A 21,879-nucleotide genomic window follows, 5' to 3' on the forward strand; every position below is an offset into this window, starting at 1 on the left:
GTTCAATCCTCAGACTTGCCTGCGTGTTAAGCCACGATCTCCTTCAACCTGAAATGAGCTAGTTCACAGATTGCTCTTCTTTCAGAACCGGACCGAGAAGGCCCGCTGCGGCGACCGGTTCTTAGACCGTCGAGTTCCAATCCTCGCACAAGAGCCCGAAACCTGTTCGGGTCGGAAATCCAGCCTGTCACGGATGGCATCGATACCGGCCCTTGCACATGCCTCGTCAGCGTCGCCACCCGGAGCTCCGGAGACACTTACCGCTGCGACCAGCGAACCGTTGGCTTCGACCACCAGACCTCCCCCTATGATGACCACTCCAGGAAGGTCGCGAATTCCCGACTGCATCATGCCGGGTTGACTGATCGCATTGAGCTCTGTCGTGCTGGTCCTGAACGACGCAGCCGTCCAAGCCTTGCCTGTCGCCGTTGGCGGCGTGTGCGGACCTGCAAAGCGATCACGCAGCATCACTTGCGTCACGCCGAAGCGATCGACTACAGCGACTGCGACTTGGAATGCCAGGGAGCGGCAACTGTTCAACGCCGCGCGCGCGAGATCGAATGCCAACCCCGGAGTTAGTGATTTGTAGGCGCCCAAGTTTTCTTCCGCCCTCAGCGGGCAGATGGACGCGATCACCAAGGCCGTCGCGACCGTCAGGCGCCGAGAGTTCATGGTTGTCTCCGGCAAGGGAGGGCAGAGACCTATTTGACCTCACCATATATCAGATCATCAAACAGGGTCACGCTATCCGCCTTGGTCCACAGGCCGATCATACCCGATTGAGCAATCGTGGCGTCCTCAACGTCGAACAACTGGCGTCCGTCATACGTCACCCTGAACCGCGTTCCTGCGAAATCGCAGCGCAGAACGTGCCACTGCCCGGACGCCACGGGCGCATTGACGCCATATCCGCCCTTGCGACCCACGATATCCAGAGACGTTCGAACGCCCTTGACCGTCTTGTAGAGCACGACATTGTCCTCCAAAGCGTTTGCCCGGACGACGTAGTAGTTGTCGGCATCCTTCGCGCGCCAGATGACCCCTGCAGCGCGATCCTCAGAGCCGGTGACCGCCTTGAATTTTACCTCGACGAAGCCGTCGCGGATGTCGGTATCCCTTTTGATGGCCACTGGAAAAGTCGCCCTACCGGATTGCTTGAGGACATTCGGCTTACTCGGTGCAGTGGGGTCTGGCTCAACGGTCCATTTCGGCTCTCCCCTACCTGTCATTGAAAGAATCCAGCCTAGGGGCGACGCTCCCGCAGGAGCGTCATCGAAATTCAAGGTTTCAGCCATGGCGTATCCTCCCATCAACAAAACGAACATGGACGCTAGGGCGAGCACCCTCGGTTCGACAGGCCGCGAAGTGAAGGCTGAAGCGGTGCACATCATTCGTTCCTCCACGGACGGTGTTCAGGTGATCGTCTCTCGTGGATCGGCGAACCCAGTTCCGGTGTGTCGCTGATCGACTTCGGATCGAACGGCAACTCCTTCGCTCGATGTTTGGCTCAACTCTTAGTGGTGGCAGTCTTGTCGAGGGCCGCGCGCAGACCCTCGGCAAGCTTCACGGCGTCGTCGTTCGCCCAGAAGTGCATGAAGAACAACCTCGGCTGCTCATCGAGCATGTGGCTGTGCAGCGCGGTCACCTCGATACCGTGCGCCCGCAGCGCCAAAATGACCGGGTTGACCTCGTCGCCGGTCAGCACGAAGTCGCCCGTAATGGCGGCCTTCCCGCCGCCGGTCGGCTGGAAATTGATGCCGATCGCCACACCCATAGGACCGACGGGGGTCAATGACATGCCCTCTTGCGTGATCGGGTCGCGCCGCTTCACGTTGAACTGGTAGACGCCACCGTTGGCCTGGCCTTTGACGCCGATGATCTGGTCGAGCTTCGCCGTGTCGAGATCGACGGCCGGCGGCGGGCTCGCCGGCGCCCCGACGGTCAACGGCGTCTTGCTCTCGGCCAACGCATCGTGGATCGCCGAGGCCAGCTTGACGGGGTCGCCATGGCCGGCGACGTGCATGTAGAACGTCGCCGGACTCGCCCGCAGCAGATGGTTGTGCACGGCGGTGATCTCAAGGCCGTTCGCGATCATCTTCGCCATCACGGGATTGATCTCGGTCTCGAGCAGCACAAGGTCGCCCATGACCATCGCGCCGCCGTGTCCGGGCTTGAACGCGACCCAGCCGCCCAGCGCCAGCGACGGCTTGATCGTCACGCCGTCCAAGGTCACCGATAGGTCGCTGCGCGGGAAGCCGTAGCGATGGACGTCGTCGGAGACCGCGGCCTTCCTGCCAAGGGTCTCGTCGACCTTTTGCCAATCGATCGCTTGCGCGCGTGCCATGCAGACGAAAGGCAGGTAGGCGAGAGCTAGGCCGATCACGATCACGTGCCAGACTGTGCGTTTCATCGTGCTCCCTCCACCTCAGTTTCGTTCTTTGATCTGGCCACTGCTGTCGACGACTAGCGTCACCGGCTTGCCGTCCTTCACCGCCTTGGCGGTGGTGCCCTCGGCCGTCGACTTGACGTCTTTCACCTGCGAGTAGCCGGCCGCCTGGATCTTGGCGACCAGCTCTTCCTGGGTCAGTGCGTGAGCGGGGGAGAGACCTGCCGCAAGCGCCACCAAGAGCGCTGCCCGATAGATCGTCGATGTTCGCATATCTGATCTCCTGGTTATCCCTGCCCCAGAAGTCGTTCCTGCCTCCGCCTCACCTGACCTTGTTGGTCGGCCAGTTGTGCGTCTCCTTGGTCCGTCGCGGCACCATCGGTAGAACGCTTCGTAGAGCAGGAAACCGGCGTTCAACTGATCGAGTTCGTCGTCTAACATGCGCGACAGGCCGAGCGATGCTGCGAGCAGGGCGCGGGTCGGCCGAAAAGTCCTCGTCGATGCGCACATCGATGAGCGTCGGGGCAGCCGCCGTGCCTATCAATCGAGACAGTTTGTCGGGTGAAATAAAGGTGTACGATGCTGACATGCTGCGCCCTTGGTGATCAGGACGCGATTCTTGGGCATGACGCCTCGCGGGGAGATCGCACATCCCCGTGGCGCGAATAAAAAACCCGGATGGCGAGGCTGTCAACCCGCGAATGCTGAAGGATTCCAGGAAATCATCAGACGGATGTCACGGAGATTTTATCCGGAGCTGAGAACTAAGCTACGGCTCGCATTTCTAATAGCGGTCGCGAATTAGCGTCACGTAGGGCTTAGTGAGGCCGTCGACCGAGCTCCTCGATGATTTCCCTGAGATCGGCCGCATTACACTTCGATGATCCGTACTGCCTCCTCCAGACGCGAGGGCTTGGCCTCCGGAACTTCCCTGCCTCACTCTGGTCGGTCCGTATCTTTCATGGTCCCAGCATTCGCGAGGTTCACCAACCGAACGCGCTCGCATCCGAGTGGGCCGGGTCGGTCCAAGACCTCCGCGTGTGCGCTGAAGGCGCCAAGTGTGAGCGAGAGGGCTCCGGACCCACCGTCTTGAAACGTCCGACCGAGCTCACGTATAGTGATCGCACGGGGACAAGCAGACTCCCCGCGAGACTTCGGTCCAAGCTCTGCGCAGCACGCAACACGTGGAGCTTGCGCATGGACACCGAAGATCACCCCTCTCCCCGACGTACCGTAGCCATCCTCTCGCGGGGAGACGCCGTCGCGCGTCGAGATGCGACCCCGAAAAGCGGGCGCTTCGTCGACGTCTTCGAAGCACTTGCCGCCGTCGGCGTCGAAGGGCACCCCGTCATCTACGACGAGAGTTTTGCGGACGCCGCCCGCGAACAACTGCTCGCAGCGGATGGAGTGCTTGTCTGGGTCAACCCTATTCAAGACGGTCGAAACCGCGTCAGTCTGGACGCCATGCTGCGCGACGTCGCCAACCGGGGCATGTGGGTGAGCGCTCATCCGGACGTCATCCTCAAGATGGGCACCAAGGAGGTGCTCTATCGCACCCGCTCGAAGGGCTGGGGAAGCGACACGGCGCTCTATCAGACCGCCGCAGCCATGCGCGCCGAGTTGCCGACGCGGCTCGCCGCCGGTCCGCGCGTGATCAAGCGCAACCGCGGTAACGGTGGCCAGGGCGTCTGGAAGGTCGAAAGGTTGTCGACTTCCCGGATGATCTGGGTGCTGGACGCGACCAAGGACACCCCCGAGGAACTGACGCTGGATGATTTTCTCCGTCGCTGTGCGGAGTATTTCGAGAATGGCAGCGTGATTGACCAGGCGTTCCAGCCTCGCCTGAGCGAGGGCGTGGTGCGTTGCTATATGGCAGGCGACCGCTGCGCCGGCTTCGGCCACCACAAGGTCAAGGCCCTGGTCGATTCGCCGGCCGCGCGCGCCGAGGCCGGACCGCGGCTCTACTCGTCCAACGCAGACCCGCGCTTCCAGCGGCTGCGCCGCCTGATGGAAGACGAGTGGACGCCGCAGTTGACCTCGTTGCTGGATATCGCGCGAGGCGACCTGCCCGCGATCTGGGACGCCGACTTCATGCTGGGACCCGTCCAGGCGGACGGGAGCGATAGCTACGTGCTCGGCGAGATCAACGTCAGCTCTGTGCATCCGTACCCGGCCGAGGCGCCGGCGGAGATTGCCCGATGGGTTGCCGATCGGCTGCAGCTCAAGCGTTGACGCATGCTGACGGTCAACGGGCTCAAGCGCTTGCACCTCACCGTGTCATTCGACTTGCACGACGGCGAATGCGTCGCCCTGCAGGGACCGTCCGGCGTCGGGAAGACCTTGCTGCTTCGCTCCATCGCGGACCTCGACCCCAGCGAAGGAACGGTCAAGCTTGACGGAACACTGAGGGAGGCGATGCCGGCCCCCGCGTGGCGAAAACGGGTGACCTATCTCGCCGCCGAGCCCGGCTGGTGGTCCGACATCGTGCAAGAGCACTTCACGACCTGGGATGATGCCCTACCACTCGTCGAGCGCCTGGGGCTTCCGGCCGACTGCGGACCTTGGCCGATTCAGAGACTTTCCACGGGCGAGAGACAACGATTGGGGCTTGTGCGGGCGCTCATGCTGCAGTCGCGCGTCCTGCTGCTGGACGAACCAACATCGGCGCTCGACTCGGCATCCGCCGCCGCCGTCGAATCCCTGATCGCCGAGCGCATTGCGAATGGAACGAGCGTCATCTGGAGTACCCACGATAACGCTCAAGCCCGCCGTGTCGGATCGAGGATATTCCTGATGGGCCCCCATGGTGGCATCGAGGAAAAGCGGCCGTGACCTACATCCAGCTTTCGTACGGTGATCTTGCCCTACCCGCGCTCCTTGTCGTCATGGATGGCCTTCTATCGCTTGTTCTCCGCCTCAAGCTCGAAAGGCAACTGGCCATCGCGACTGTGCGCATGGTGGTTCAGCTTGTCCTCGTTGGATACGTGCTGACGTTCCTGTTTGCCGCGGTATCGCCGCTTTGGACCGCGCTCGCCGCCTTCATCATGGTTCTCTTCGCCTCGCGAGAAATCGTCGCGCGGCAGAAGCGGCGCTTGACGGGTATTTGGCGGTACGGCCTAGGGGCAGCATGCACGCTCCTCGCCGCCGGAACGATCACGATGTTCGCGCTCCTGACGGAGCTACGCCCCGATCCTTGGTATCACCCGCGCTATGCGCTGCCTTTGCTAGGCATGATCCTGGGCAACACCATGACCGGGATAGGCCTGGGCCTGGACGTGTTGACAAACAGCGTGGTGCGCGAACGAGCCGCCGTGGAAGCTTGTCTTGCGCTCGGCGGCACCCGGCACGAAGCGCTGCTGCCAATCATCCGGGACGCCTTGAGAAGCGGCTTCATGCCGATCATGAACAGCATGGCGGCGATCGGCCTCGTTTCGCTGCCCGGGATGATGACAGGCCAGATCCTTGCAGGCGTCGAGCCGGTCGATGCAGTAAAATATCAGCTGCTGATCATGTTCCTGATCGCAGGCGGGACCGGGCTCGGTACCTTGGCCGCCGTGCTGGGCGGCGCACGCCTCCTGACCGATCATCGGCACCGACTACGCCTCGATCGGATTTCCAGCTGAAAAGTTCCCCGTCATCATGGCTCCGCTCTGGCTTAGAGCCAATTTGATCCATGATGATCGGCGGCAACCGTCGGAGGGGGCCGATCGGGACGTACACAAGCGTCCGAGCAGGCTGCAGACTAACGGGACTAATAAGGTATGGCATACAGCTCGGAGCTGACGATGCACCCGAGCGAGCCCGCAAAGACCTCTGAGACCCCCGTTTTCTCCGACGAGAGAGGCCTTGGCCAAGGGACGCGGCACTCCCCCTTCAACCATCAGATCGGCCTTTCCACGAACGGCCTAGGTCCGGCAGAATTAGGGCAGTGCACGATCAAGGGTGGACGATTCACGTACCGTCCGACGGCCAACCAGCAGAAGATGGGAGGTTGAGTGCTGCCCTCAGCGCCCTTTCCGCTGCGCGATTCTGGTATCGTCGCCGATCCGGTCGCTGGGGTGCAGCACGACCTGATCTCCCGCAGCGAGACCGGAGAGAACCTCGGCCATACGGTTGTTTCGGTGCCCGATGCTCACCGGGACGGTCTTGGCGCGGCCGTTCTCGTCGGCAAAAACGGCCCATTGGTCGCCCTTCCGGAACAAGGCACTCACAGGGCACGGCCAGCGCGTCCGGAGCGCTCCATGTGGTCACGTGGACGACGACCCGGTAGTCGTGTCCAAGCGAGGTCCAGTTATCGGGGGAATCCGCGAAATCGATCGTCACGCGGACCCGCTGCTCCTCGATCCCCAACGCCGATACCTTCAGGAAGCCGGCGGGGTCTACCCGGACCACCTTTCCCTTGATGGGCTGTCCGCCCCAGCCGTCGATCCGGGCGGGCGCGCCCACCTTGATCTGGACGGCATCGGTCGAGAGCAGGTCCGCGACGACCTCCAGATCGAGCGGGTTGCCGATGTCGACCAGCGGCGTCCCGGGCAGCACCGGCGCCTCGCTGTCCTGGATGATCTTCAGCACACGTCCGCTCGCCGGTGCGAGCACCCGCACGCAGCAGGCGGGCTCCGCCGGCGACGCGGCGTTGGCCGGGTCCATCAATCGGGCCGCCAGGCTGGCCCGCACCGCTCGGCGCATGTCGACCTGAGCCCTGGCGCTCGCGAGGGCGGCCTCGCTGGTGGCCACCTCGAACTTCGCCTTGTCGAAGGCCTGGGCGGAGGTCGACTGCGTACGCAAAAGCGTCTGCGCCCGCTGAAATTCGGTGCGGGCGAAGTCCAGCGCGGCTTCGATCCGCTGCACCTCGGCCTCCTGCTGCTGGATGGCGGCGTCCGCAGCCAGAACTTCGGCCTCGAGCTGGTCGCGCGAGCGCACGTCGATGAAGCCCGGCAGCGTCGGCTGCATCAGCGCGATTACGGTCTGGTTGGCGGTGACCTCGTCCCCGACGTGAAGCGAAGGCCCCTGCTCGCCGAGCGGATGCGAAATCCTCAGGACCTTTCCCGCTATCGGCGCCGAGACCGTGTAGACGTGGCGGACGCGCGTCTTGCCGTCATCGTCGGCCGTGACTTCGATCGGGCCTTTCGCGACGGTCGCGAGATCCACCAGAACCGGCCGGGGCCAGGCGAACCACGCCAGTCCTGCCGCGATCGCGGCCAGAGCCGCGGCACCGATGATCCGTTTGGTCCACTTTGCCGGCATGGCTAGTCTCGCGTCTTGAGGACCGCGACGAGGTCCAGTTTGTCGATACGTTCGCGGATCACCGCTGCGGAGGCAACCGCAGCCAGCACCACCACGGACGTGGCGATGACGTAGGTCGAATGCTCCACCACCAGCCGGACGCGCATCAGTTCTCCGGCCAGGTTCGTCTTCATGACCCAAGCGAGGCCGTAGCCCATCAGCCACCCCGGCGGCTGGGCGATCAGCGTGAGGATCGCGAGCTCGAGCAGGAGGATGCGCAGAACCTCGCCGCGCGTGAAGCCGAGCACCCGCAGACTCGCCAGCTCGCGGGCGCGTTCGGAGAGCGAAATCCGGGCGTTGTTGTAGACCACGCCGAACGCGATCACGGCGGCGAGCCCGGTGTAGATGCTCGCCATCGTGGTGATGAGCAGCGCGACGGTCTTGCGGAAGTTGGCAAGGGACACGCGCTGTAGCGCCACTCCGGCGACCGTCGGCATGGACTTCACCGCCGCGTAGAAGTCCTCCTTCCGGTTCTCGTCGAGGCTGAGGTTCACACTGTTCACGACGGGCGCCTCGCGCATCAGCTTCCGCAGCGCCTCGATGTCCATCATTCCCCTAATGCCGAAGTAGTCCTCGACGGTGGCCACGATCGGCATCGTCACGGTGCGACGGGCGCCCTCCAGCAAATCGAGCTCTACGGTGTCGCCGGCCCCCACTCCCAGGATGTGACCGAGCATGCTGGAGATCGCGAGGCCCGTCTCCGGAAGCGCGACGGGCCGGAGGTCGGCGTCGATGATGCGCCTGAGATCGGCATCGGCGGGCCGGCCGCTGATCGTGATCCGGCGTTCGACGTTGCCATGGCGGATCCGGACGGGCACCTCGCGGAACGGCTCGGCGGCGAGAACGCCCGGAAGCCGGCTCACCTGCTCCACCACGTTCGCGATCCGCTTCTCGGAAAAGCCGATGGTCGCGTCCTGCCGGTCGGCGAGGAAGTAGGTTACGTCGATCAGTTGCTCCATCGTGTCCCGCGTGAACAGCGAGACGACGAGGATTGCGGTGGCAAGCGCCATCCCAAGCGCCGTGAACGCGGCCCGGACGGGGTGACGCGCGATGTTTCGGATCATCATGAGCGTCGGCTGCGACACGATCTGGTCGAGCTGGATGCTCGCCGGCAGCAGCCTGCGATAGACCGGCGGTGCCGGCGGTTGCATGGCGACGGCCGGCGGCAGCTTCACCACTTCGCGCAGCGCCCGCAGCGCGCCGATCGCGGCGGCGGCTGCGCTGAGCGCGCCTGCGGTGACGTACAGGTCCGGCGCCTTCGCGAACACCAGGAACGGGAAGTGGAAGAAGTCGCCGAACAGCGCGGTGACGCGCAATCCGAGCCAGGTGCCGGCAACGCCGCCCAGCGTGATTCCGATCACGACGATCAGGGCAACGAATTTGAAGTAGTGCAGCACGATGCTGCCATCGGAATAGCCTAGCGCCTTCAGTAGGCCGATCTGCTCGCGCTCGAGCGCGACCAGCCGGGTCAGAGTGAGATTGACGAGGAAGGCGGCCACCAGCAGGAAGATCGGCGGCAGCGTGCGGCTCATGTTGTTGAGCATGTCGAGTTCATGATCGAGCCAGGCGTGCGAGGTCTGATCCTTCCGGCCGTGAGCCGCCTGCCCGCCGTACGGGTCCAGCAAAGCGTCGAGCCGCGCGATCACCTTTCGCTCGGATGCGCCGGGCTGCAGCTTGACCGACACCGCCGAGAAGGCGCCGTCGAGATCGTAGACGCCGGCGAGTGCCTTCTCCGACATCCATACGATGGCGTAGCGGCGGTCATCGGGCATCAGGTCGCCCGGCCCGACGGTGTAGACGAACTCGGGGGACAGCGCCGTACCGACGATGACGAGTTCGCGCTTCTTGCCGTTCAGGATGGCCGAGAACCGCGCCCCTTCCGAGAAGCCGTGGGCCCGGGCGAAGGGTTCGTTGACCACGACTTCTTCGGTCCGTCCCGGCTCCGGAAGGCGCCCGGAGCGGATGTAGAGCCGGTTGAGGTGCGGCTCGCCGCTGTCGGGCAGCGAAACGAACTGCGCGCTGGCGGGCTCCGAGAACCCGGGAATGTCCAGCAACGCGAGCTTGGCGATCCGGGTGTCGACGGCGGCGACGCCGGGTATCTCGCCGATCCTGCCGGCGAGCGCCTTGGGGGCGCGCTTGGCCTGAGCAAATACGTCGCCGAAGCCGTAGCGTTCGTAGTACGCGATCCGGGTCTCCTCCAACGATCGATGGGAGCCGACCGCGAGCACCAGCGTCGCCACGCCCCCTCCGACGACCAGCGCGACGGCGAGCACCTGGGCCCAGAGCCGCCTGACGTCCCGGAACAGCTTGATGTCGAGCGCCGTCATGCCGTCACCACGTGAGCTCGGCCGCTTCCCGCCGGGTCTCGTTCTTCTGGATCCTGGAGATCCGGCCGTCGGCGAAGAACAGCACCCGGTCGGCGACCTCCTGGATGCTGGCGTTGTGCGTGATGATGACGGTCGTGGTGCCGAGCTGCCGATTCACCCCGAGCAGCGCCTCGATGACGCGAATGCCGGTTTTCGAGTCCAGCGCCCCGGTCGGCTCGTCGCAGAGCAGCACTGCGGGGCGTTTCGCGATCGCGCGGGCTATCGCCACGCGCTGCTGCTCGCCGCCGGATAGCTGGGCCGGAAAGTGGTGCATCCGCTCTTCCAGGCCCACCAGAGCCAAGGCATCCGCGGGACGCATCGGTTGGTTGGAAACCTCCGTCACCAGCGCCACGTTTTCGTAGGCGGTGAGGCTCGGCACCAGATTGTAGAACTGGAACACGAATCCGACGTGGTCGCGGCGATACTTCGTAAGCTCGCGGTCCTCTAGATCCGTTAGGTCAAGGTCTCGGAAGAACAGCCTGCCGCTGGTCGGCCGGTCGAGCCCGCCCATGATGTTGAGCAAGGTCGTCTTGCCGCTGCCGGATGGACCGAGCAGCACCACGACTTCCCTCTCGGCGATCTCGAGATCGACATTGTTGAGGGCATGGACCGCCACCTCGCCGGAGACGTAGGTTTTGGTCAGAGCCGTGGCTGTGAAGACGGATTGGGTCATTGCGTCTCAAACAGTGTGAGCAGTCACTCTCCGCCCTTGAGGCGCCCCTGGATTGATTTAGATCAGGCAGCTCGCTGAATTCGCTCGGCTTTCTCAAAACAGACGCTCAGTAGACATGAGTTACTCCGGCGACGAGCTCGCCGACCAGTTCCGGGATCCGGCCAAGGTGATCCGATACAATCTCCGCACCTCGCTCTCTTAGCTCCTCCGGGGGAACGCCGTCCTTCGTCGCCAGCCTGAGATGAACGAGATCCGGCACGGACACCGGCGCGCCGATCTGGCTGACGATGAGGCACTGCGCTGCGGAGACCTCCGGAATGGCGGTGACCAATGTCTCAGCTATTCGCTTTGCCAAGATGTTGTAGATCTTGCCGACGTGGCTAACGGGGTTCTTGCCGGCGGCAGCCTCCAAGCTCATCGGCCGCCAAGGTGTGATCAGGCCATTGACGCGATTTCCCCGACCGACCTGCCCGTCGTCGCCAGCCTCCGCTGAGGTGCCGGTCACGGTCAGATAGATGCTACCGGACGCCGCATCGTCAGCAGCGTTGACGGCCACCTCGCAATCCCTAAATCCCTCTTCGCTTGCTCGTTCACGGACGTACTCGGCGAGCGCCGCCTTTTGTTGCAGATAGCTGTCCATGTCGTTAAGAAACCGCCCGATCATGGCGCAGGCGATTGTCAGCTTGACGCGCTCTCCGCTTCGGACAGCCATGACTTTGATGTCTTCACCCCAAGCCGGATGGTCACGCGCGCGATCGCGGCCGTGAAGCCCCTGTTCGATTGCGAGCACGAGGCGTTCGAGCGCACTGAGCGGTGCGTGACCAACTCCGAAGGACGTATCGTTGGCAAGCGGAATTTGCCGTGCGCTCCCCCGAGAGAACAGCGATTGCAGGTCCTGCGAGCCCTGATGAACCAGGGCCTCGATACGGACGTGACGATCGGCATCCAGCGCATGGAGATTGGCCTTCAGCCAGGCCCTTGAGCCCTCGATGGCAATGTCCTCGACTGGTATCGCTTCGTTTCCGACGTTGGTAACGGCCCGTCCTGCCAGGAGGATTCTGATCGGATCGGTCACCTTTCCGCCGCGGAAGGTAGGCATTGCCCGGCCGCCGCACAGTAGCGCCTTGTCGACATTGTAGTGCAGCACATGGCCGAATCTGCGCAGGTACTCGCGACAGAGATTGCGGGACAGCGTCTCGGCGAGGGCATCGCAGATCGTGTCCGGGTGACCGGCTCCCTTGCGCTCGACGACCTCGACGTCATCGCGATTGTCAAGCTGCGAAAGGACAAGATCAAACATCGGTGTAGCCAATCGAAACAGAGGCGGTTAGCCCTTTTCCGCACCACAAGGGTCGGTCTACCCGCGATGGTCGTACTTGAATTGCAGGGCAGCCGGACTTGCGCCGGTGCGCTCGACAGTGAGCTTCACGGTGTAGAGATCAAATCCGGTAAGGTCGAAGAAGCCGCCATAGGTCGTGGTGCCCGAGATCTGCATTGGCTCAAGCTTCTTCTTGGCGCCGGACAAGCCCAATCCTGATACTTCCGCAGTCACGACGGCATCAGAAATACGCGCGCCGCTTGCTGCATCAAAGACGGCGGCAACGACGTGATATTCATGCGGCCCCTTTGGGGTGCGCCCGTGCATCGGTCGTTCGGTGGTGGAGCCCGACGGGAGGCCCTTCACGATCTCGGCCGGCACGATGCCCAGGTAGACCGTCACTCCTCCTGCCGTTTTTGAGAGGTCGGTGTCCGCAGCGGACGCTACGCCGATCAAGCAACCGGCCAGCCAGAGGCCTCCGAGCAGAGCGCCGACCGCCCGCCGGCTAACCATGCCGATATCCACCACTGGACTCGGTGCCAAAGACCCGGCTCAACTTCGGAATAAATCCCGGCACATCGGCCGCATATCTGACATAGACGTCTCCGAATTTTGCTCGGGCATCCCGCTCCTCGCCGCGCGCCAGCTTCACGTACATGACGGTCAGCACCGGAAACATCGCCAGCGTGAGGATCGTCGGCCACTGCAGCAGGAAGCCGAACATGACGAGGATGAAGCCGACGTACTGCGGATGCCGGACGTAGCTGTAGGGGCCCGTGGTCGCGAGGCCGCGGGTCTGCTGCGCATCTTAAAGCACTCTCCACGCGGCGGAGATCAGCACGAAGCCCGCGCCGATGAAGATGAAGCTCAGGATGTGGAACGGTCCGGCGTGCGGATTTGTCTTCCAGCCGAACATCATCTCGAGCAGGTGGCCGGCGTCGTGCGAGAACCAGTCGATGTTCGGGTAGTGCGACTGCAGCCAGCCCGACAGGAAGTAGATGGTGAGCGGAAAGCCGTACATCTCCACGAACAGCGCCACCAGGAAGGCGCTGAAGGCGCTGAACGAGCGCCAATCGCGCGAGGTCTGCGGCTTGAAGAAGCTGTAGGCGAACAGGATGAAGACCGCCGAGTTGACGATAACCAGGCCCCAGAGGCCGTAGGCTGGCGCTGTGTCGTGCATCACTCCCCCCGTTTGTCTGACGGCGGGGGCTCTGCGTGATGGTGGCCGTGGCCGCCGTGATGCATGAACATGTGCATCAGCACGCAACCGAGCAGCGGTAGCCAGACCAAAACTCCGAGCACGTGAGCCCTGTGCTCGGTGAACAGTAGCCCCCCGGCGATGATCAGGAATCCGATCAGAACCAAGCCGGCCTTTGATTTCGTGGACATGCCCTGCTGAGGGCGCTCTCGATACGCGGGATGGTCCTGCACCGACATCGCTCGCTCCTATCGATCATTGGAGCTTAGCGGCGCCGTTGCCATCATTGTTGCGCTAGATCAACAGCGGCAGGCCCGTAAGACTCACTGGCCTTGTTCGTGGACGCCACACCGAGCCAACGGGGACCGCCGGAGGAACTCCCGCCCCCAAGGTCACTGCATCGGCTTGCCGGGCTGCATTCCCATGCCCATCGTCGCTCCGCCCCGCATCGCGGACATCATCGGCATCATGCCCATCTGCGGCGCGAGCAGTTCGTCGGCGGCCTTCTTCTGCTCGTCGGAAAACGTCGAGACCAGGTTCGTGAGCGCCGATTTCATCGCGCGGGTGCCTTCGAGCCGCGCCGCGAGCCATTTCTCCTGGAACGCGAGCTTTTCGACCAGGCCGGCACCGGCGCCCTGCTGCGACATCATCGAGCCGCGCATCTCTCCCAACGTTTTGGCGTTGGCCCGCAACGCGTCGGCGAACGCGTTCCAGGCGGGCTGCTGCGCCTCGGTGATCTTGAGCTCGGTGCGGAGGAACGCGACCCGGCCCTCGATGTGATCGATCGTGTCCATGCCCATTCCGTCGCCGGACTGCCGCATCATCTCCATCATCTTCGCCATGTCCATCATGGGCATCTTCCCGCCCATCATTCCGCCGCCGTTCATGCCCTGAGAGCCGGCAGGCGCCCGCTGGTCTGCCTTTGGCGTGGCCTGCTCCTGCTTCTGGTCGGGGTGATGCCCTTCGTGTTCCGCGGCCGATTGGGCCCAAGCGGCGTGCCCGAGCGTCGTGGCGAGTAGTGCGGCGGCAAAGGTCATGGCGCGCATGGCAAGCTCCTGATCGTGGGTGGCCGAAGTTCAGGATGACCCGTTCCTGCCGCTGGCCGCTTGATGCACGTCAATCCGGCAAGCGATGGAGGTCGGGCTCGGCGCGGCTGCGATCACTCATTGCGCTGTATCAATACTCCCTCCGCGGTTCTCTGCTTCGATGTACGATGCATTCACCGGGAGAACGGACATGATCACCAGAACGCTGATTGCCATCGTAGCCGCCGCCGCGCTTGCTGTGCCCGCAATGGCGCAGAGCACCGACACGGAAAAGAACGGTCACCACTATAGCGGCGGCCCGAAGACCGAGGTCCCTCATCACATGGGCAAGAAGGACATGGGCACGGTCGGCTCCTCCAAGGAGACGGTCGGCTCCGCCAAGGACGGCGCGTCCGGAGGCCATCACTACACGGGCGGCCCTGCCACTTCGTCGCCCCACCACATGGGTGACAAGAAGTAACGACGCTCCGCCCCGTTCGCGTAGGCGTGAGCCGTCGCGGACGGAGCGCCGCACCTTCAGTTGGTCGTCATCGGCACGCCAGCCGTGACGTCAGCCGACCGCTCGGTGTCCAACGAACCGCATGAATGGCCTCTGTCCGTCGGCCCCGAACAGCATCACCGAATACGGCGCGGGCCGTCCGCCTTCCATGCCGGGCGATCCGGTCGGCATGCCGGGGACGGCAACGCCTTTGGCATTCGGACGTTCGGCGAGCAGGCGACGTATAGCCGCCGCAGGCACGTGCCCCTCGACGACGTAGCCGGCGACCTCCGCGGTGTGACATGCCGCCAGTTCCGCAGGAACGCCCAGACGGGTCCGGATCGATTCCAGATCGGAGGTCTCGTCCACCTGTACGGCAAATCCGGCGTCGCGTAGGTGCTGCACCCAACCCGAGCAGCAACCGCAGGTCGGATCCTTGTGCACGGTAATGGTGACCTCATCGGCAAATGCAGAAGCAGCAGGCGCCGCCATCATCGCGGCAGCGACAAGCCCTAGGACCGATCGGCGGGTGGGCGGATAGGCTTCATGCTTCATCTCGAGCTCCCGTTTACTTGACCGCCACATGCCCGGTCATGCCGTGCTCCCGATGGTTCGGTATCAGGCACGAAAATTCGAACGTCCCTGGCTTCGTGAACTTCCATAGCACCTCCGCCGTCTTCTTCGGCGCGACGCGGACGCCGTTCGGCTCGTCGTGCTCCATGTGCGGATGCTTCTTCATGACGGCCGCGTGCTTCAGGTTCTCCTTCGTGGTCGCCAGCAGGAATTCGTGATCCTCGGTTCCGACGTTGCGCAGCACGAACCGGATCTGCTCGCCCCGCTTCACCTCGATGTGGCTCGGTTCGTAGTCCATCTCGCTCATCGCGATCTCGATGGTGCGCGCCGGCTGCGACGGATCTCCGGGTTCTCCGGCCGAGTAAGATGCGTGATTGCCCTGTTCGTGGGCCCGTGCGGCCGTGGCGGTCGCCAGAGACGCAGCGAAGGCCAGCATTCCGATGCGAGAGGTCCTATTCAAGCACTTGTCTCCTAGTCGTTGTGGCGATGATGCTGCTGCACCGGCCGCGCTGGTCCAGAGTGCCGGTGCAGCACGGCGTATTTGCCCAAGTCTGTGAATGGGCCAAATTTAGATTACTCGGCCGCTTGCGGAACGTGCGGCCGTCTCACGGTTTCGTCAGGATGTTCCTCGAGAGCGACGTCACCTCCGCGCCCGGGCGGAAGGCTCCTGCCCTTCACCAGGCCGAAGATCGCCGGAATGACGATCAGCGTCAGGAGCGTCGACGAGATCATGCCGCCGATCATCGGCACGGCGATGCGCTGCATGATTTCGGAGCCGGTCCCGGTGCTCCACATGATCGGCAGGAGGCCCGCCATGATGGCGACCACGGTCATCATCTTGGGGCGGACTCGCTCGACGGCGCCCTCCATGATCGCGGCATGGAGATCCTGTCGGGTGAGAGCACGGCCCTCTGCAGCTCGCATCGCCCTCACCTCGGCCAGGGCGTGATCGAGGTAGATGAGCATGATGACACCCGTTTCGGCGGCGACGCCCGCCAACGCGATGAATCCGACGGCCACGGCAACCGAAAGATTGAAGCCTAGCCACCACATCATCCAGATGCCGCCGACCAGCGCGAACGGCAGCGACAGCATCACGATCAGGGTCTCGGTCATGGCCCTGAAATTCAGGTACAGGAGCAGGAAGATGATGGTCAGCGTCACCGGAACCACGATCTTCAGGCGCGCTGCAGCCCGCTGCAGGTATTCGTACTGCCCGCTCCAGACCACGTAGTAGCCGGCCGGAAACTGGACGCTGTCGTTGACCGCGCGCTGCGCGTCGGCCACGTAGCTGCCGATGTCCCGATCGCGGATGTCGACGTAGATGTAGGTCGCGAGCTGCCCGTTCTCCGTCCGGATCGACGTAGGTCCGCGGGCAGGCTCGACCTTCGCCACTTCTCCCAAAGGTACGGCCCCGCCAGCCGGCATCGGCACCAGGATGTCGCTGGCAATGGCTTTGGGATTGTCTCGGAGGTCGCGCGGATAGCGCATGTTCACGGTGAATCGCTGCCGACCTTCGACCGTCGTCGTGACCGTCTGGCCACCGAGCGCGGCGGCGATGGTGTCCTGGACGTCCTGTATCAGGATCCCGTAGCGGGCCAGCGCCTCGCGGTCGGGGACGATCTCGAGATAGTAGCCGCCGATGCCCCGTTCGGCATAGGCGGAGGAAGTCCCGGGCACCGCCTTGATGACGCGCTCGATCTGCTTGGCGAGCCTGTCGATCTCGACGAGGTCCGTGCCCATCACCTTCACGCCGATCGGCGTGCGGATGCCCGTCGACAGCATGTCGATGCGCGCCTTGATCGGCATGGTCCAGGCGTTCGAGACACCGGGAAACTGCAGCGCCTTGTCCATCTCGGCGATCAGGCCGTCGACCGTCACGCCTGGCCGCCACTGCTCCTTCGGCTTCAGGTTGACCACGGTCTCGAACATCTCGGTCGGAGCCGGATCGGTCGCGGTCGCCGCCCGTCCCGCCTTGCCGTAGACCGAGGCGACCTCCGGGAAGGACTTGATGATCCGGTCCTGCGTCTGCATCAGCTCGGCCGCCTTGGTGACCGAGATGCCCGGCAGCGTCGTCGGCATGTAGAGCAGCGTGCCCTCGTTCAGCGACGGCATGAACTCGGTGCCGAGCTGACGGGCCGGCCAGATCGAGACGGCCAGGACGGCTATGGACGCGAGGATCACCAGCGTCTTTGCCCGCAGCACGCCCCTGATGACGGGCCGGTAGATCCAGATCAGGAAGCGGTTGATGAAATTCCTGCTTTCCGGAACGATCCTGCCGCGGACGAAGATCACCATCAACGCCGGCACCAGCGTCACCGACAACAGCGCCGCTGCGGCCATCGAGAACGTCTTGGTGAAGGCGAGCGGGCTGAACAGCCGCCCTTCCTGGGATTCCAGGGTGAAGATCGGCATGAACGACACGGTGATGATCAGCAGGCTGAAGAACAGCGCAGGGCCGACTTCGGACGCCGCATCGATCAGGATCTGGACGCGGGACTCGCCGGGCTTGGCCCGCTCGAGGTGTTTGTGGGCGTTCTCGATCATGACGATGGCCGCGTCCACCATGGCCCCGATCGCGATCGCGATCCCGCCGAGGCTCATGATGTTCGAACCCAGTCCGAGTAGCTTCATGGCGCCGAACGCCATCAGGACGCCGACCGGCAGCATCAGGATGGCGACGAGCGCGCTGCGGACGTGCAGCAGGAAGACAACGCAGACGAGAGCCACGACGATGCTCTCTTCGAGAAGCGTGTGCTTGAGGGTCTCGATGGCGGCGTAGATCAGGTTGGAGCGGTCGTAGACCGGGACGATCTCGACGGATTTAGGCAGGCTGCTCGCGATCTCTTTGAACCGCTTCTTGACGTTCTCGATCACGTCGAGCGCGTTGACCCCGAAGCGCTGCAGCACGATGCCGCTGGCGACCTCGCCCTCGCCGTTCAGTTCCGCAATGCCGCGTCGCTCGTCCGGACCAAGTTCGACGGTGGCCACATCGCGCAGCAGCACCGGCGTGCCGTTGCTCGTCTTCAGCACGATGTTGCCGAGATCGTTGATGCTCTTGATGTAGCCCTTGCCGCGGATGACGTACTCGAACTCGGACAGCTCCACGGTCCGACCGCCGACGTCCGCGTTCGACGCGCGAATAGCCTCACGGACCTTCTGCATGCTGATGCCGCGGTCGCGCATCCGCTGCGGGTCGAGGACCACGTTGTACTGCTTGACGAAGCCGCCGATGCTGGCGACCTCGGCGACGCCCCCGGCCTTCGCCAGCGCGAACTTCAGATTCCAGTCCTGTATCGTGCGGGTGTCCGCGAGGTTCAGTTCCTTCGAGATGACGGCGTACTGGTAGACCCAGCCGACACCTGTCGCGTCGGGCCCGATCGTGGGGGTCACTCCGGCCGGAAGCCGTGAGGCCGCGCTGTTCAGGAATTCCATCACGCGCGAACGCGCCCAGTAGATGTCCGTCCCATCCTCGAAGATCACGTAGACGAACGACACCCCGAAGAACGAGAAGCCGCGCACCACCTTCGATTTCGGCACCGTCAGCATGGCCGTCGTCAGGGGATACGTAACCTGATCCTCGATTACCTGCGGCGCCTGGCCTGGGTATTCGGTGTAGACGATCACCTGCGTGTCGGAGAGGTCCGGAATGGCATCGAGCGGAAGGTGGACCAGCGCATAGAGGCCGGCGGCGGCCGCGAAGCCGGTTCCGAACAGCACCAGCAGCAGGTTGCGCGCCGACCAGGCGATGATGCGCGAGATCATTTGTGTTCTCCCATGCCGCTGTGCGCCGGATTTTCGGACTGAGATGCGCTGGCGTCGCCGAATCCCTTCAGCGCCGCCTTGAGATTGCTCTCCGCATCGATCAGGAAATTGGCGGAGGTGACCACGGCCTCGCCCGCGGCAAGACCGTCCCGCACCTCGATGTAGCCGCCGCCTCGGCGTCCGACCTTCACTTCACGTGGTTCGAAGCGGCCCTCTCCCTTGTCCACGAGGACCGCCTGACGGCTGCCGGTGTCGAGAAGCGAACTTTCCGGCACCGCCAGCACCGGTGTCGGGTCGGCAGTATCGATCTGCGCATCGACGTACATGTCCGGCAACAACGCGAAGTCCGGGTTGGCGAGTTCGATCCGGACGCGCGCGGTCCGCGTTTCGCGATTGACCTGGGGGTAGATGACGGCGACGTTTCCGGAAAACGTCCGGCCGGGAAAGCTGCGGGTGCGGATCGCGACGGGCTGGCCGACGGCGATGCTCCCGAGGTCACGCTCGGCGACGTCGACCAGCGCCCACACCACCGAGGTGTCCGCGATCCGAAACAGCACGTCGCCGGGGTTGGCCCGCATGCCTTCGATCGCGTTGCGCTCGAGCACGATGCCGTCGCGCGGTGCCGTCCACTGCACCGTGACCGGAGCGACCTTCGACTTCTCCATCGCGGTGATGACCGGCTCAGGAACGTCGAGGTTCGTCAGGCGCTGACGCGAGCCGCGGCCGTAGACCTCCACGCCGCCCACCACCTTCGAATTGAGGGTGGCGAGATATTCCGCCGCGGCGGAAGCGATCGCGGAACTGTAGACCTCCATCAACGGCTGGCCCGCCTTCACCCGGGTGCCCGTGGTGACGTCGGCGATCTTCTGCACGAAGCTTTCGGCCCGCATCGCGATCACCGAGATGCGACGCTCGTCGAGCTGGATCGTGCCGGGCGCCTTCACGGCCACGCTGATGCTGCGCCGCTCGGCGGGCTCGGACTTGACGCCGGTGCGCTGGATCTTGCCCGGAGAAAGCTTCACCGTGCCGTCGTCGGTCTCGTCGCCTTCGTACGCGGGGACGTAGTCCATCCCCATCGGATCCTTCTTTGGCACCGGGGAGGTGTCCGGCAGTCCCATCGGATTCCGGTAGTACAGGATCTTTCGGGAGGCGTTCGCCTGCTGCGGCTTCACCTTCGGCGGCTCGGTCGAGGGCCCGTCTTCGTCGTAGACCGGCACATAATCGCGGCCTTGCGCATCCTTCTTCGGCGCCGCCGACCAGGCCGGCGCCCCACCAGGATCCCGGTAGTAGAGCGGATTTCGCTCGGCGGCGGCCGCCGACGTGGTCACGTCGGCGTGGGCGGGCCAGCGCTCGCTGCTCCAGTGCCAATAGCTAACCAGAGCCAGGCCGCCGCCCAGCGCTAGGGTCGTCGTCAGTAGACGCAGCGTCTTCATGGCGTGTTCCGCGCGCGATCAGGCGCGTCCGTGTGATCGAGAAAGGGGACATCGGGCGCCGCCGGGCGGCGCTCGAACGCTCACTTGGTCGCTTTGACCACGACCTTGCCGGTGACCGTCTCCGGCTCGCCCTGCACCTTCGCCGACAGCGTCATCTGATAGCGGCCGGCCATCGGCAGGTCCGTCTTGAAGGCATAGACGCCCGGCTCCTTCGACGGCAGCGGAGAAACGGGCGACTCCATCTCGGCCATCCCGTCGGGCGCCATGTCGACGCGGGTCTTGAAGATGACCGCATCCGGTACCGGCTTGCCGGTCTGCTTGTTCGTCAAGCGAACGGCGACCGTGACGTCGTCGCCCTTCTTGATCTCCGGATTGACGGGCTCGAAGGCGAAGTCGCCGGCGCCCGCCAAGGCGGCGGAAGCGACGAGCGAAAGGGTGGCGGCGAGAGCCGCGGTCCTGAACTTGAAAAGCATTGTCCTGTCCTCATGGATTGATCTCGGCGCCGTGGGCGCACACGTCAGTGTTCGTCGCGAGCAAGCGTGCTGCGCGCGGCGGGTTCTGCGAGATCAGATTCGAGGAGGTCGGAAGGGAGGACTGGCGTCGCGAAAATCGACAACCTGATCCGAGGGGATGGCGATCTTGCTCGCCGATACTGCGAAAAAGCCGAATGCGCTGGGTCTAACGTCACCAAGCGCGAGAGCTCCGCCGATGCAGCAGACACCCATCCTACACTTGTAGCCGTCCGTGTGAGAGGTCTTTCCGTCCATGCCGTCCGGACAGCATTCGTCCATCGACATGTCGGCGTGGTCCGCCATCTGCATGCCGACCTTCATGTCGTCCGACGACATCGCCTGCCCGGCGGCCGACGCGCCAAGCGGCAGCATCGCCAGCGAGACGGCAATCGCGAATGCCAGGATGGTACGGACGAGCCGCATCGAGATCATTTACCTTTCGGGCCGCAGCGCGGCTTGAGTAGCATATTCCGGCTTCGGACGCAGTCCTTGATCCGGGTCAAGCATCCGTGACCGCCGCCGGGTTACCTGTCCACCCGACCGACGACGTCCATCAGTTCCGCGATCTTGCGGCGCTGGTCGGCCTTGTCACCGCTGTTGATCGCGTGTTCCACGCAATGGGCCACGTGATCCTTGAGAATCTCTTCTTCCACTCGGCGAAGCGCGGAACGGACGGCCGAGATCTGGGTGACGATATCGATGCAGTACCGGTCCTCGTCGACCATCTTCGCGAGCCCGCGAACTTGGCCTTCGATCCGGTTCAGGCGTTTCTGACAGGAAGCCTTGATGTCGTTCCTCATGCTCCGTATATACCCCCCTAGGGTACTTTCCGCAAGGCATGGAGCCAA

20 protein-coding genes and 4 pseudogenes are annotated in these 21,879 nt (G+C 64.0%); 4 read left to right on the forward strand and 20 right to left on the reverse strand.

What is annotated here, in order from left to right:
* Positions 1-174: 174 nt before the first annotated feature.
* The 5 genes and pseudogenes from IVB24_RS21810 to IVB24_RS21830 all read right to left on the reverse strand — a co-directional run.
* Positions 175-672 (reverse strand): annotated as a pseudogene (locus IVB24_RS21810) (heme-binding protein); the annotation flags it as partial.
* Between the two features lie 29 nt (positions 673-701).
* Entirely contained in the window at positions 702-1,295 is a 594-nt protein-coding gene (locus tag IVB24_RS21815; RefSeq protein ID WP_247768623.1) for a hypothetical protein, read from the reverse strand.
* 212 nt (positions 1,296-1,507) lie between these two features.
* Positions 1,508-2,410 (reverse strand): DUF1259 domain-containing protein, encoded by a 903-nt coding sequence (locus tag IVB24_RS21820; RefSeq protein WP_247768625.1) that lies wholly within the window; start codon positions 2,408-2,410, stop codon positions 1,508-1,510.
* A gap of 15 nt (positions 2,411-2,425) precedes the next feature.
* Entirely contained in the window at positions 2,426-2,659 is a 234-nt protein-coding gene (locus tag IVB24_RS21825; RefSeq protein ID WP_247768627.1) for a PepSY domain-containing protein, read from the reverse strand.
* 49 nt (positions 2,660-2,708) lie between these two features.
* Positions 2,709-2,857, reverse strand: a pseudogene (locus tag IVB24_RS21830) (sulfurtransferase); the annotation flags it as partial.
* A 726-nt stretch (positions 2,858-3,583) separates the two neighbouring features.
* Between IVB24_RS21830 and IVB24_RS21835 the strand changes: the two are divergent.
* The 3 genes from IVB24_RS21835 to fetB are packed head-to-tail and all read left to right on the forward strand — an operon-like array spanning position 3,584 to position 6,009.
* Complete coding sequence (locus tag IVB24_RS21835) at positions 3,584-4,618, forward strand: Cj0069 family protein (protein WP_247768629.1); 1,035 nt, start codon at positions 3,584-3,586, stop codon at positions 4,616-4,618.
* Positions 4,619-4,621: 3 nt separating this feature from the next.
* A complete protein-coding gene (locus IVB24_RS21840; protein WP_247768631.1) occupies positions 4,622-5,218 on the forward strand; it encodes an ATP-binding cassette domain-containing protein in 597 nt (198 codons plus the stop codon).
* Positions 5,215-6,009, forward strand: coding sequence for an iron export ABC transporter permease subunit FetB (gene fetB / locus IVB24_RS21845; protein WP_247768633.1), 795 nt, complete (start codon positions 5,215-5,217; stop codon positions 6,007-6,009). The genes IVB24_RS21840 and fetB overlap by 4 nt, the downstream gene beginning before the upstream one ends.
* A gap of 381 nt (positions 6,010-6,390) precedes the next feature.
* Here fetB and IVB24_RS21850 read toward each other — a convergent pair.
* From IVB24_RS21850 to IVB24_RS21885, 8 genes and pseudogenes are all read right to left on the reverse strand, one after another.
* Positions 6,391-7,630, reverse strand: a pseudogene (locus tag IVB24_RS21850) (HlyD family efflux transporter periplasmic adaptor subunit).
* A gap of 2 nt (positions 7,631-7,632) precedes the next feature.
* Positions 7,633-9,996: an ABC transporter permease gene (locus IVB24_RS21855; RefSeq protein ID WP_247768634.1), complete on the reverse strand. Its 2,364-nt coding sequence runs from the start codon at positions 9,994-9,996 to the stop codon at positions 7,633-7,635.
* Between the two features lie 4 nt (positions 9,997-10,000).
* Positions 10,001-10,708 carry an ABC transporter ATP-binding protein gene (locus tag IVB24_RS21860; protein ID WP_247768636.1) on the reverse strand — a complete coding sequence of 236 codons (708 nt, stop codon included), beginning with the start codon at positions 10,706-10,708 and terminating at the stop codon, positions 10,001-10,003.
* Positions 10,709-10,814: 106 nt separating this feature from the next.
* Positions 10,815-12,008: a methionine adenosyltransferase gene (locus IVB24_RS21865; protein WP_247768637.1), complete on the reverse strand. Its 1,194-nt coding sequence runs from the start codon at positions 12,006-12,008 to the stop codon at positions 10,815-10,817.
* A gap of 57 nt (positions 12,009-12,065) precedes the next feature.
* Positions 12,066-12,551 carry a hypothetical protein gene (locus IVB24_RS21870; protein ID WP_247768639.1) on the reverse strand — a complete coding sequence of 162 codons (486 nt, stop codon included), beginning with the start codon at positions 12,549-12,551 and terminating at the stop codon, positions 12,066-12,068.
* Positions 12,532-13,206: pseudogene (locus tag IVB24_RS21875) on the reverse strand (isoprenylcysteine carboxylmethyltransferase family protein). Before IVB24_RS21875 ends, IVB24_RS21870 begins: the two are co-directional and overlap by 20 nt.
* Positions 13,206-13,463, reverse strand: coding sequence for a DUF2933 domain-containing protein (locus IVB24_RS21880; protein WP_247768641.1), 258 nt, complete (start codon positions 13,461-13,463; stop codon positions 13,206-13,208). The pseudogene IVB24_RS21875 and the gene IVB24_RS21880 overlap by 1 nt, the downstream one beginning before the upstream one ends.
* A 153-nt stretch (positions 13,464-13,616) precedes the next feature.
* Positions 13,617-14,270 (reverse strand): Spy/CpxP family protein refolding chaperone, encoded by a 654-nt coding sequence (locus tag IVB24_RS21885; RefSeq protein ID WP_247768643.1) that lies wholly within the window; start codon positions 14,268-14,270, stop codon positions 13,617-13,619.
* A gap of 190 nt (positions 14,271-14,460) precedes the next feature.
* On the opposite strand from IVB24_RS21885, the gene IVB24_RS21890 reads away from it, so the two are divergent.
* The gene (locus tag IVB24_RS21890; protein ID WP_247768645.1) at positions 14,461-14,730 is read left to right on the forward strand and encodes a hypothetical protein; all 270 of its coding nucleotides are present in this window, start codon (positions 14,461-14,463) and stop codon (positions 14,728-14,730) included.
* A 90-nt stretch (positions 14,731-14,820) separates the two neighbouring features.
* Here IVB24_RS21890 and IVB24_RS21895 read toward each other — a convergent pair whose 3' ends face one another.
* The 7 genes from IVB24_RS21895 to IVB24_RS21925 form a co-directional block, all read right to left on the reverse strand.
* Positions 14,821-15,303: a DUF411 domain-containing protein gene (locus IVB24_RS21895; RefSeq protein ID WP_247768647.1), complete on the reverse strand. Its 483-nt coding sequence runs from the start codon at positions 15,301-15,303 to the stop codon at positions 14,821-14,823.
* Between the two features lie 13 nt (positions 15,304-15,316).
* A complete protein-coding gene (locus IVB24_RS21900; RefSeq protein ID WP_247768649.1) occupies positions 15,317-15,781 on the reverse strand; it encodes a cupredoxin family protein in 465 nt (154 codons plus the stop codon).
* A 113-nt stretch (positions 15,782-15,894) separates the two neighbouring features.
* On the reverse strand, positions 15,895-19,086 hold the full coding sequence (locus tag IVB24_RS21905; RefSeq protein WP_247768650.1) for an efflux RND transporter permease subunit: 3,192 nt from the start codon (positions 19,084-19,086) through the stop codon (positions 15,895-15,897).
* The gene (locus IVB24_RS21910) at positions 19,083-20,519 is read right to left on the reverse strand and encodes an efflux RND transporter periplasmic adaptor subunit (protein ID WP_247768652.1); all 1,437 of its coding nucleotides are present in this window, start codon (positions 20,517-20,519) and stop codon (positions 19,083-19,085) included. The genes IVB24_RS21905 and IVB24_RS21910 overlap by 4 nt, the downstream gene beginning before the upstream one ends.
* Before the next feature lie 80 nt (positions 20,520-20,599).
* Complete coding sequence (locus tag IVB24_RS21915) at positions 20,600-20,992, reverse strand: FixH family protein (RefSeq protein ID WP_247768653.1); 393 nt, start codon at positions 20,990-20,992, stop codon at positions 20,600-20,602.
* Positions 20,993-21,085: 93 nt separating this feature from the next.
* On the reverse strand, positions 21,086-21,454 hold the full coding sequence (locus IVB24_RS21920) for a hypothetical protein (protein WP_247774149.1): 369 nt from the start codon (positions 21,452-21,454) through the stop codon (positions 21,086-21,088).
* Between the two features lie 101 nt (positions 21,455-21,555).
* A complete protein-coding gene (locus tag IVB24_RS21925; RefSeq protein WP_247768655.1) occupies positions 21,556-21,831 on the reverse strand; it encodes a metal-sensitive transcriptional regulator in 276 nt (91 codons plus the stop codon).
* Positions 21,832-21,879: the final 48 nt, after the last annotated feature.

It is taken from the genome of Bradyrhizobium sp. 192 (genome assembly GCF_023100965.1).
In the GTDB taxonomy this organism is placed as follows: Bacteria; Pseudomonadota; Alphaproteobacteria; order Rhizobiales; family Xanthobacteraceae; genus Bradyrhizobium; species Bradyrhizobium symbiodeficiens.